At 36.3% G+C, this 10,169-nt stretch carries 10 protein-coding genes; 2 read left to right on the top strand and 8 right to left on the bottom strand.

Annotated features, from left to right (window positions below; translation table 11 throughout):
* Window positions 1-785: 785 nt before the first annotated feature.
* Both HMPREF9225_RS03100 and HMPREF9225_RS03095 read right to left on the bottom strand, forming a co-directional pair.
* Entirely contained in the window at window positions 786-1,808 is a 1,023-nt protein-coding gene (locus HMPREF9225_RS03100; protein ID WP_008901478.1) for a PIN/TRAM domain-containing protein, read from the bottom strand.
* 87 nt (window positions 1,809-1,895) lie between these two features.
* The gene (locus HMPREF9225_RS03095) at window positions 1,896-2,378 is read right to left on the bottom strand and encodes a CarD family transcriptional regulator (protein WP_008901477.1); all 483 of its coding nucleotides are present in this window, start codon (window positions 2,376-2,378) and stop codon (window positions 1,896-1,898) included.
* 151 nt (window positions 2,379-2,529) lie between these two features.
* Here HMPREF9225_RS03095 and HMPREF9225_RS03090 point away from each other — a divergent pair, with 151 nt between their 5' ends.
* Entirely contained in the window at window positions 2,530-3,912 is a 1,383-nt protein-coding gene (locus tag HMPREF9225_RS03090; protein WP_008901476.1) for an aminopeptidase, read from the top strand.
* 124 nt (window positions 3,913-4,036) lie between these two features.
* On the opposite strand, the gene HMPREF9225_RS03085 is transcribed toward HMPREF9225_RS03090, so the two are convergent.
* The 4 genes from HMPREF9225_RS03085 to HMPREF9225_RS03070 form a co-directional block, all read right to left on the bottom strand.
* The gene (locus HMPREF9225_RS03085; protein WP_008901475.1) at window positions 4,037-4,588 is read right to left on the bottom strand and encodes a GNAT family acetyltransferase; all 552 of its coding nucleotides are present in this window, start codon (window positions 4,586-4,588) and stop codon (window positions 4,037-4,039) included.
* A gap of 9 nt (window positions 4,589-4,597) precedes the next feature.
* On the bottom strand, window positions 4,598-6,769 hold the full coding sequence (locus tag HMPREF9225_RS03080; protein WP_008901474.1) for a DUF3160 domain-containing protein: 2,172 nt from the start codon (window positions 6,767-6,769) through the stop codon (window positions 4,598-4,600).
* The gene (locus HMPREF9225_RS09770) at window positions 6,766-7,398 is read right to left on the bottom strand and encodes a hypothetical protein (RefSeq protein WP_141553730.1); all 633 of its coding nucleotides are present in this window, start codon (window positions 7,396-7,398) and stop codon (window positions 6,766-6,768) included. Before HMPREF9225_RS09770 ends, HMPREF9225_RS03080 begins: the two co-directional genes overlap by 4 nt.
* A gap of 118 nt (window positions 7,399-7,516) precedes the next feature.
* The gene (locus tag HMPREF9225_RS03070; RefSeq protein ID WP_040551296.1) at window positions 7,517-8,041 is read right to left on the bottom strand and encodes a copper amine oxidase N-terminal domain-containing protein; all 525 of its coding nucleotides are present in this window, start codon (window positions 8,039-8,041) and stop codon (window positions 7,517-7,519) included.
* A gap of 115 nt (window positions 8,042-8,156) precedes the next feature.
* Here HMPREF9225_RS03070 and HMPREF9225_RS03065 point away from each other — a divergent pair, with 115 nt between their 5' ends.
* Window positions 8,157-9,284 (top strand): M20/M25/M40 family metallo-hydrolase, encoded by a 1,128-nt coding sequence (locus tag HMPREF9225_RS03065; protein WP_040551295.1) that lies wholly within the window; start codon window positions 8,157-8,159, stop codon window positions 9,282-9,284.
* Between the two features lie 314 nt (window positions 9,285-9,598).
* Here HMPREF9225_RS03065 and HMPREF9225_RS03055 read toward each other — a convergent pair whose 3' ends face one another.
* Together HMPREF9225_RS03055 and HMPREF9225_RS03050 are read right to left on the bottom strand one after the other, a co-directional pair.
* A complete protein-coding gene (locus HMPREF9225_RS03055; RefSeq protein WP_008901469.1) occupies window positions 9,599-9,814 on the bottom strand; it encodes a helix-turn-helix transcriptional regulator in 216 nt (71 codons plus the stop codon).
* Window positions 9,804-10,151 carry a DUF6442 family protein gene (locus HMPREF9225_RS03050; RefSeq protein WP_040551294.1) on the bottom strand — a complete coding sequence of 116 codons (348 nt, stop codon included), beginning with the start codon at window positions 10,149-10,151 and terminating at the stop codon, window positions 9,804-9,806. Before HMPREF9225_RS03050 ends, HMPREF9225_RS03055 begins: the two co-directional genes overlap by 11 nt.
* Window positions 10,152-10,169: the final 18 nt, after the last annotated feature.

Here is a 10,169-nt window from a genome sequence, read left to right as displayed (position 1 = left end):
AAAGAATAGGGTTAGGTTATGTAAAAGATATTTATTTACATTTATTTTAATTTTTGAAATTAATTCATTTGCATAGACTAGGTCTTCAGAGGTTATACCCGTTCGACTCACTTCGTTCGCTCAGGGTGACTGTAGTTGGGAGGTATACTCTTTAAATTCCAGAGGAAGAAAGTCACCCTGAGCGGAGGGTGGAGGTTTTCCGACACCCGTAGTCGAATGGGTATAACCTTGGTGGGGTTAAGTCTTGTTGACGATAGTTGGGATGATAATCTTTAATATTTTTTGGAGTAGATGGATTAAATATGGGTCAGATCCTTCGACTCCAAAGGCTAACGCCTTTTCCTCTCAGGATGACAATACATAAGAACAAACCTTTAGAAATTCAGTACATCAAAAGAGTTTATCTAACTAGAGCCTCTCGGCTGTGGAAGCAAAATGCTTCCGCTACGGGGCAAATATTATGTATGTTTTCGTACGGCTTCGCCTGAGTTAAATGAGTTTAGTATAAAGGTTTATGGAAGCAGATTGCTTACGCTACGGGATAAATTATAGGAATGGTTATTGCACGCCTTACGTCTAAGTTAAGAAAATTTAGTATAAAGGCTTATGGAAGCAGATTGCTTACGCTACGGGAAATCCTCAATGTTATACCACACCATGGTTATACCCGTTCGACTCACTTCGTTCGCTCATGGTGACTGTATTCCCTAGTTTTTTATGTGACGAATCATTTAAAATTTTCCATAAAAAAAAACATGTTCTATGTAGAGCATGCTCAATTATTTTTATATGGGTTTTGCAAATATCATCTTGCCTGCTGAGGTTTGTAGTACTGATGTGACTTCTACTCGGATTACTTTTCCTATATAATCCTTTCCTTGTTCTACTACTATCATGGTCCCGTCGTCTAAGTAACCCAAGCCTTGGTTCATTTCTTTGCCGGCTTTTACTATTAGTACGTCCAAGCTTTCTCCTTGGAGGTACACTGGTCTTAGTGCGTTGGCGAGATCGTTTATATTTAGCACTTGTATATTTTGTAATGCTGCAACTTTGTTTAGGTTGTAGTCATTGGTTACTAGTTTTCCCTTTACGTCCGCTGCTAGTTTTAATAGTTTCATGTCCACTTCTTTTATGTCTTCGTATTTTAAGTCGGAGATTAAGATTTCTATTTTTTTGTCGTCTTGAAGTGATTTTACTATGTCTAGTCCTCTTCTTCCTCTATTTCTCTTTAATGAGTCGGAGGAGTCTGCGATAAATTGCAATTCTTCTAGCACAAATTCTGGTATTATTAGCGGTCCTTCTAGGAATCCTGCTGCTACTATTTCTTTTATTCTTCCGTCTATGATGACGGAGGTGTCTACTACTTTGGCAACTCCTTTTATCTTCGGTAACTTTATGGTTTCTTGTCTCTTGGCGCTGCCTCTTATCTCTTTAAATTTTTCTTGGATCTCATCTAAGTTTTGAGATGATATTCTAAGTCCAAGATATCCAAACATGGCATACACGAGGATTGATATCACTACTCCCAGGTATGGTATAGGAATCAGTGATAATGGCTGGGTTACAAAAAACGCTAGGAGAAGTCCAAGTAATAGTCCTATAAATTCTGTGATTAGTTCTTGTGGGCTCTTCTCTTTTAGTTTTTTATCTAGAAAGTTTTGGAATCTTTCAAAGGCGTTTAGTGTAGTTTGGGATGATAATAAAAATATAAATGCAAATAAAATAACGATGGCAATCCTAGAGATTGCGCTTCCTACTCCGCCAAATGGAAGTTTTATTTCTAACGCTTTAAGTAATGTTAGGACCAATAGTCCAAACCCTGCTCCTACGAATGTCCATAGTATGGTAAAAATCTTCCTGAATATACTTTTGTCCTTTTTAATAATACTACCCCCTTATCCGAGTATGGCTTCGTCTATTATTTCTTCTGCTTCTTCTGCAGTCTTTTCGTAAATGAGCGCCATTTCGGAAACTATGATCTTCTTTGCATTGTTTAGTAGTTTTCTTTCTCCTGTGGATAGATTCTTTTCGTTATCCATCCTAACTAGGCATCTTACTACTTTTGCTATTTCAACAATGTCTCCTGTTTTTATCTTCTCTGTGCTAAATCTGAATCTTCTATTCCAATTGCTAGGCATGTCGAGTTTCTTGTCTGACTGTAATGTTTCTAAGACTTCTTTCATTTCTTCTGTGCCATAGATTGGTCTTACTCCTATTTCTTCTGCTTGTTCTACTGGAACCATGACCTTCATCTCTTGTATAGGCATCTTAAGTATGTAATAATTTCTTATTTCGCCTAAGATTTCTTTTTTTTCAATGTCTACTATTACTCCTGCTCCATGCATCGGATATACTACTTTGTCACCAATACTGTACATATTCTACCTCCCCTTTATAGTATAACATTAAAAAATTTTTTTGTAAATTTATATATATTATCATACTTTGATACTATATTCAAGTTTATTGTATAATTTCCGCCCTTGTTTTATGTTTAATTTCGATGTACTATAATTTTAGGAGGTAGACATGAATTTAGAATTAGAAAGAAAATCAATTTGGCAACAAATAGACGAAGCCGAACTTAAAGAAATTACTGAATATGGTGAAAGATACAAAAATTTCTTAGACCATTGTAAGACTGAAAGAGAATGTGTTACTTTTATTCAAAATAAAGCTATCGAACACGGTTATGTTTCTCTTGAAGAAGCTATAAAATCTCCTGTTAAAGCTGGAGACAAAATCTACATCAACTATAAAAATAAAGCCATCGCTCTTTTCTTAATTGGAAAGGATTGTATGACCAAGGGTATGAACATAGTTGGTTCTCACATCGACGTACCTAGACTTGATATTAAACCTACTCCTTTATACGAAGATTCTGAACTTGCTCTTATGAAGACTCATTACTATGGCGGAGTTAAGAAATACCAATGGCCTACTATCCAGCTTGCTATGCATGGATTCGTTAAGACTAAGGATAGCAAAGAAATAAATATCGTTATCGGCGAAGATGATAATGATCCTGTATTCTACATTACAGATCTTCTTCCTCACCTTGGAAAAGATCAAGCTAAGGGTACTCTTGGCGATGGAATCCCTGCTGAAACTCTAAATGTAGTTGTTGGTCATTCAAGCTACGGAATTTCTGAAAAAGAAAATCCTATTAAAAAGAATATTTTAAAATTAATTCACGATAAATATGGAATCGTTGAAGAAGATTTCATCTCTAGTGAAATCGAAATGGTTCCACAAGCTAAGGCTAGAGACATTGGTTTTGACAGAGCAATGATCGCTGCCCATGGTCATGACGACAGAGTTTGCTCCTATGCAAACCTTGAAGCTATACTTAGACTTGACGAAGTTACTACTACTGCAGTTTCTCTATTCGTTGACAAGGAAGAAATCGGTTCTTATGGTAATGCTTCTATGTCTTCTGCTTTCTTTGAAAATGCAGTTGCAGAAATCCTAGCTTCTAGAGGAGATTACTCAGACATCTTAACTAGAAGAGCTATGCAAAATTCTAAGATTCTATCTGCAGACGTAAGTGCAGCTGTGGATCCTGATTACAAAGATGTAAATGATCCTTACAATGCTGCTCTAGTTGGATATGGTATCGGCGTTACTAAGTATACAGGCGCTAGAGGTAAAGGCGGATGCAATGATGCAAACCCAGAATTTATCGCTGAAGTCAGAAAGAAATTCGACGACAACGGAGTTATTTGGCAAACCTGTGAACTTGGTAAGGCTGACCAAGGTGGCGGAGGAACCATCGCTGCAGAACTTGCAAAACATGGTTGCGAAGTACTAGACTGTGGAACTGCTATGCTTTCAATGCATGCTCCTATCGAACTAGTTTCAAAGGCTGACTGCTACATGACCGCTAAGGCATACCACGCATTCTTTAAATAGAATAAATATTTAAATAATTTACTTTGTATGAAACCCAGGAGACTGGGTTTTATTTTTTTGTATGTATGAATTTGATGTTAGTTTACAAAAATAAAAAATGGAGGTCTCCCTCCATCTTATCTATTTATTTTCTTTTGTGATCTGTTCCTATCGCCATTAGGTAGTAGGTATTTCCGTTAAAATTAAACTTTCCTATCTCTTCCATGCCAGCCTTCTTGGTGTGAGCTCTATAGGATCTCGGATTAACCGTATTTATAAATGTCGCCATAATAGGAAATCTATTCATACTCTCAAGGGATTTGAAAAATACTTCTTCAAACACTCCATTTCCCCTTGCAGATTCATCGACACAAACGGGTCCATATTGGTAGGAATTTTCTACGCTCAAACTTTCCCCTTTAAATTTATAATCCGGCAAGATTTCGATCATATATTCGAAAAGTGGCCACTGAGACCAATACTTCCACGGTGCTGCAAAGGCAAATGACAATAGTTTTTCTCCCTCCTCTGCGATTACTACTCCTTTTTCTTTTTCGATTAAATCCTTTAGTTGTTCTCTAGTTATATTTGTAGTTACAAAACCATTGGTCTTGTCCACCACATTGTCTGCGTGATTTTCTTTTAAAAGCTTCAGTATTCTTTCTATATCACTTACTTTTGCAAATCTTACTTCCATAATCTCTCCTTAGTAATCATAAACTGTGTTCTTTATATATATTTCTGTCCAGCTAGGTTGTTTCAATGGATTCTTGGCATCAGGAGTGTATAGTGAATCATATAATTTATTTTGGAAATCTTCGTCAGTCATTCTCTCGTCGGATAGGAATTCGTAGTAGGCATACACTGGACCTGTTCCCATTATGAGCTTGTCTCCTATTTGATATACAACAAACATCTCTTGCGCCATTCCTGAGCCGACTTCCAAATATTTATTTGGTTCGATGCCCACAGTATTTTCTACGGTCACCATAAGGTCTGCTATAGTTGCCATATTTCTATCTGACTGTTCTTCTATCTCTGCAAAATATTTCGCCTTCTCATCAACGAATTTTATAAATATATTTTCCATTTCTCCGCCTATATAGAATAGTCTTTCTTGATCTTTTGCGTCCACTGTTTCGTTCTTAAGTTCAGATATGCTGACCTTTCTTAAAAATTCTACCATATCTATAAAATTATTCATATTCTTTTCATTAGATTCAGAAAGTAATTCTCTGGATTTTAGATTTTCCCTCATGTAGTTCATTGCCCAGATCATTCTGTCATAGAGATGTACTCGCGGTTCCACATAGGATTTAGGCATTTCCTTTTCTTCTCCGCCGCCACCCATCTCTGCTCCAGCTTGCTTGCCGTAGAGAATGGTGTCATGTTTTAGCTGTGCCCAAGATCCGAGCTGTGAATTTAAGTCTTTAAACGTCCATGCTTTTGACTTCATAAATTCTGGAATACTTCCTGGTATTTCTTCTTCGTAGGATTTTAGCATCCAAAGCCATGAACGGTAGATGTTCTTTCTTCCTTCAGTTTCGTCGTCGAGCACTTTCGCCATTTCCTTGGTTTCTTGGTACCTGTTTTCAAATTCATCCCATTTTTTATTCTGTTCATTAGATAGTACCATTTCTTCTGCAACTTTATTTCCCATGACACCCATGATGTCTAAACCAGAATATAGAGGTCTTTTAGAAGGTCTGTTGGTATCTAGTAAGTTTTGTGCCCACACATTGTCAAGCACAGCCCTTTGTGGCATAAATCTAAATGAAGTGTCTTCGTAGTACTGAATCTTTGGTTTTGGAAGCTGATCCAAGGTCTTGTGCACTTTTTCTAGATTCTTTTCGTCAGCAAGTTTATCTACATCTGTATCTTTGTCGAAGTGGTTGAAGTAGACTTGACCCATTAGGTATGGATCCACATCTTCAGAATTTTCTACAAGGAAGTTTACAGAATCATTGACATCTTCCCATTTTTTGAAAGATTCTTCGTCGTTTATAAGATTTTTAGCCATCATAAGTCCTTGGATAATATTTTCGTCGATTGGTTTTCCCTCATCGTCGTAGAAAATCATCGCTTCTTGTGAGAATAGCATGGCGCCGCGGAAATATTTTTTAAGTTCTTCTGAACGGGTGTAGTGTCCACGAGGTTTAAATTGTGAATAGTCCACCGCTTTTGCCACCAAATTGGAATCTGCCTTTGACATGACTTCGATATTTTTATATTCTTTATCGACCAAATCTTTTACTTCCTGAGGAAGTTCTCCGGAGTATTCTTCTCCAAATAATTTCTCAGCAAGCACGAAGTAAGCGGTGTTCTTCATAGCAAGCTCCTTAACCTCAGGATCCTTTGAGTTATTGTAATCTTCAAGTGATTTTGTCGCCATTGTCCTACTAACTTCAATTAGTCTTGGCATAAATTCCTTCACTTCCAATTCACGAAGTAGTCCGTCATAGGAAATGTGGAATAGATGAAGCAAGCTGTCAGCAGTTACAAAGTTTGGTAAAAATCCGTACTCATTGCCTTCGTAGACTTCAAAAGGTTGCTCATAGGCTCTGCTACCATCTACAAAAAACTTATTTTCAACTAAGGCTTTTGTTTGCTCGTCGTTAAATGCAAAGTAATCATTTATGTAGTCGTTAATATTAGAGATATTAGAAAGATCTTCAGCTACACTATATTCCGGCACAGCCGCCTCGACACTCGTCTCTTCAAACTTAGGGAATATTACTTCCCTCTTTAAATCTGCAATTGGGTTTGTAAATGGAACTTTTTCTTTTGCATCGTTTCCATCTGCGCCTTTTGGACCACATGATACCAGCATAATCGCCGCAAGTCCAATGGCAAAACATTTCTTCAAATTGTTTTTCATTTTAAAATTATCTCCTCTCCATTAATTTTTAAATCGAAACTTCTATCTTTGTAAATAATCTTTCCACCTTCTGAAAATTTAGGCTTTTTTTCTAAGGGTTCGCTAACATAATCTCTAGTCAAATGAAAATCCTTGTAGTGGTACACCGCTATGTAGTAGCTCTTATCCTTTATTTCTATGGAAACTACTTCATCTCTTCCATCATCGTCAATGTCATAGAGAATAAAATCATCCATGGGAAGTGCAAGCCGAGATGCACGAAACTTCGGCTTTAGCTTTCCATCTACAATATTGTAGAGAAAAACTCTCTTCGCCATGACCTGGTGGTGTGGAGATTTCTTGTAGACACCTAGGGCAAGCTCCTCCTCTTTATCGCCTTCCACATCTCCTGCTTCAAACTTCCAAATATTTAGAGGATTCTTGCCTTTAAAATCCTTTAGATACACTTCTCCATTCCTTTCAATTTCTATGCGATTTGAATAGGAAGAAAATATCTTTCTATATAAGACTACCTTCGCCTCACCGGACTTGGTCTTTATATTTTTCTCTTCAGTTTTAATATGTATATCAGAAATTCCAAATATAATTAGCAGAATAAATAAAGCTATAAGGATAAATCTCTTTTTCAAATCCATCTCCCCTCATTATTATTTTACTATATTATTAAATAAAAGTACCATCTAATTTAAATAAACTAATAAATTGCAAGCAAAAAAAACACAGATTGCTCTGTGCTTTTATAAATTTTTATTTAGTTTTCTTTTGCGAAAATAACTTAGCCGTAAAAGTTTCGTTGTCAAACTCCACCTTATATCCTAGTGCCTGCGCAATATTTCTAAGTGGGATATATGTAGTGGAAGTCTCTCCATGAATCTTAGCGGCAATATTCATATCCACAATCTTTCCATTGACCCACATCGCCTTTTTATCAATAGGCACCAATATGTGGGACTTACCATATTCAATTCCAATCATTCTCGAATGGTCATACCAGGTCACCTTGGCACCGATTCTCTCGGTAAAATCCCGAAGCGCAACCGAAGTACTACCATCGATAGCCATAGGTTTGTGCTTTAAAACCTTGGTGACATCTACATTGTCTATAATCAAATTTAAATGTTTGGAAAATTCTTTTAAATTACCAGACTCCGCCTTCATCTTTTGAAATTTTGCATCGGCTGAATCTATTTCTTTTCTATCAATGGCACCAAAAACAGTCATCGGTAACATCAATAGCAAAAGTATCATCGATAATATTCTATTTCTTTTCATTAATACCTCCGTTTAGAATAGATTACCAATTCATCCTCCATATGTCAAATTTTTGCGATTTTTCTTTATATTTGAAGCTTTTGTTGATACAATATCATTACAGAAAGGAGCAGGCATGAACGTAAATTTAAATGAACTTAAAAATATATTTAAGGAACTAGTAAGCATTTACAGTCCCTCAAAGAATGAAAAAGATGTAGCAGAATACATTATAAATTATTTAAAAGACATGGATCTTCCAGTGTACCTGGATAATTCCTACGACGCTTACGGCGGCAACACCCCTGTAATATTTACTAAGCTCGAAGGAGCACTTGACTCATCCTACACTTTAAGCGCTCACATGGATGTAGTTGAACCGAATAAGGGCGTGGTAATAATAGAAGACGATGGCAAAATCAAAACCGATGGCACCACAACTTTGGGAGGAGATGACAAAGCGGGAGTAGCAATCATCCTCTACACCCTTAAATTTTTAAAAGAATCAAGTCTAAAATTCCCAACGGTCTACGCAATATTTACACCGGCAGAAGAAATCGGAATGCTCGGTGCAAAGAATATAAATTGGCAAGAAGTCTATAAAAATATCAATCCATCAAAAGATATGATCGTACTAGACAACGGCGGTCCATCTAAATTCGTAGCCCACCAAGCGCCAACCTGCAATCTATTTACCTTAGAAGTTAGAGGCAAAAAGGCTCACGCAGGCATCGAACCGGAAAAGGGAATCTCGTCTATCCAAATAATTTCAGAAATAATTTCAAAGATGAATATTCTTAGAATAGATGAAACCACCACAGCAAACATTTCTAAACTCCACTCAGAATTTCCAACCAATGTAGTCCCAGACTACGCAGTGGCAGAAGGAGAAGTTAGAGCACACAGTTACGAAAGATTAGATGAAGTCCTAGACGATTACAGAAAAATCTGTGAAGAAGTCTGCGACAAGTACGGCGCAGGATATAATTTCAAAACAAACAATGTATATCCGATGCTCACATCAAAGGACGAACTAAATTTAGCAAACAGATTTATAAAAGCATATAAAAATATAGGAATCGATGCAAAACTACAAGTAATCGGCGGAGGAAGTGACGCCAACTTCTTCTCAGAAGAAGGATTCAACTCCATCATAATCGGAGTCGGCATGGAAAAAGTCCACACCACCGAAGAATACTTGGTAGTAGGAGAGATGAAAAACTCGCTAAAAGTGCTGCTAGAATTCTTCTTAAATTGCAATTAAAAAACAGGGTCAGCCCTGTTTTTTTGTTTACCTTTTTGAAAATAGAAAGAAAGGAGCAATAATATAGGCAAATGGCATTACAAAGTTAGGCGGTAAAATAGAATCCTTTGTCTTATTAGAGATAATATCTCCCGCCTTTGGAAAAGCAAAGATTGCAACCACAAAATAAATAGTTGGAATAAGCGCCACTCCACTGAAAGGGTATATATCGAAAACCTCTGTCATAAGTAGGTAGTAGCCTAAGAAAAAATAAAATACCTACAACAAAATAGGTTAAAATTTCTAAAACACCCTGTCTTTTCATAGAACCTCCATTAATTTATATCGAAATAAAAAATATCTTCAAACTTTTTATCAAGGGCAATACAGAGAATAAGTGCAAGCCTAGAAGTCGGACAAAATTCTCCAGTTTCAATAGAACTAATAGTATTTCGTGAAACGCCGACCATGTCAGCCAAATTCTTTTGAGTCAGTTTCTTCTCAGATCTAATTTCCTTTAGTCTATTTTTAAGTTCTAGCTTATCTTCCATAGATTCCAGCCAATTCAACTAAAAAAACTACATAGAGAATACCTCCGCCTATGATAAAAGAAATATAACCAAACTTCTCCAAATTATTCATACTCTTTCTATCTTTTAAAAACTTATAAAACCTATTGCCCAGTAGAATAGAAATAAACATAATCTTCGCCAAATCATAATCGAGACCCTTAAGCTTAGAAATAATAAATATTAAAATAAAAGTAAAACTTGAAAAAATAATCCCATACGAATTTGATTTTAAATCAATATAACTTTCCCTCTCATCTCCGAGAACATTTTCAACCTTAAATCTTTCTAAAATATCTTTTTTATCAATTTTATCCATAACTCCTCCCGCCAAGTT

The organism is Peptoniphilus duerdenii ATCC BAA-1640, from assembly GCF_000146345.1.
GTDB lineage: Bacteria > Bacillota > Clostridia > Tissierellales > Peptoniphilaceae > Peptoniphilus_B > Peptoniphilus_B duerdenii.
Note: the sequence above shows the minus strand (reverse complement) of the source record. Positions and strands in the feature narration are given on the sequence as shown.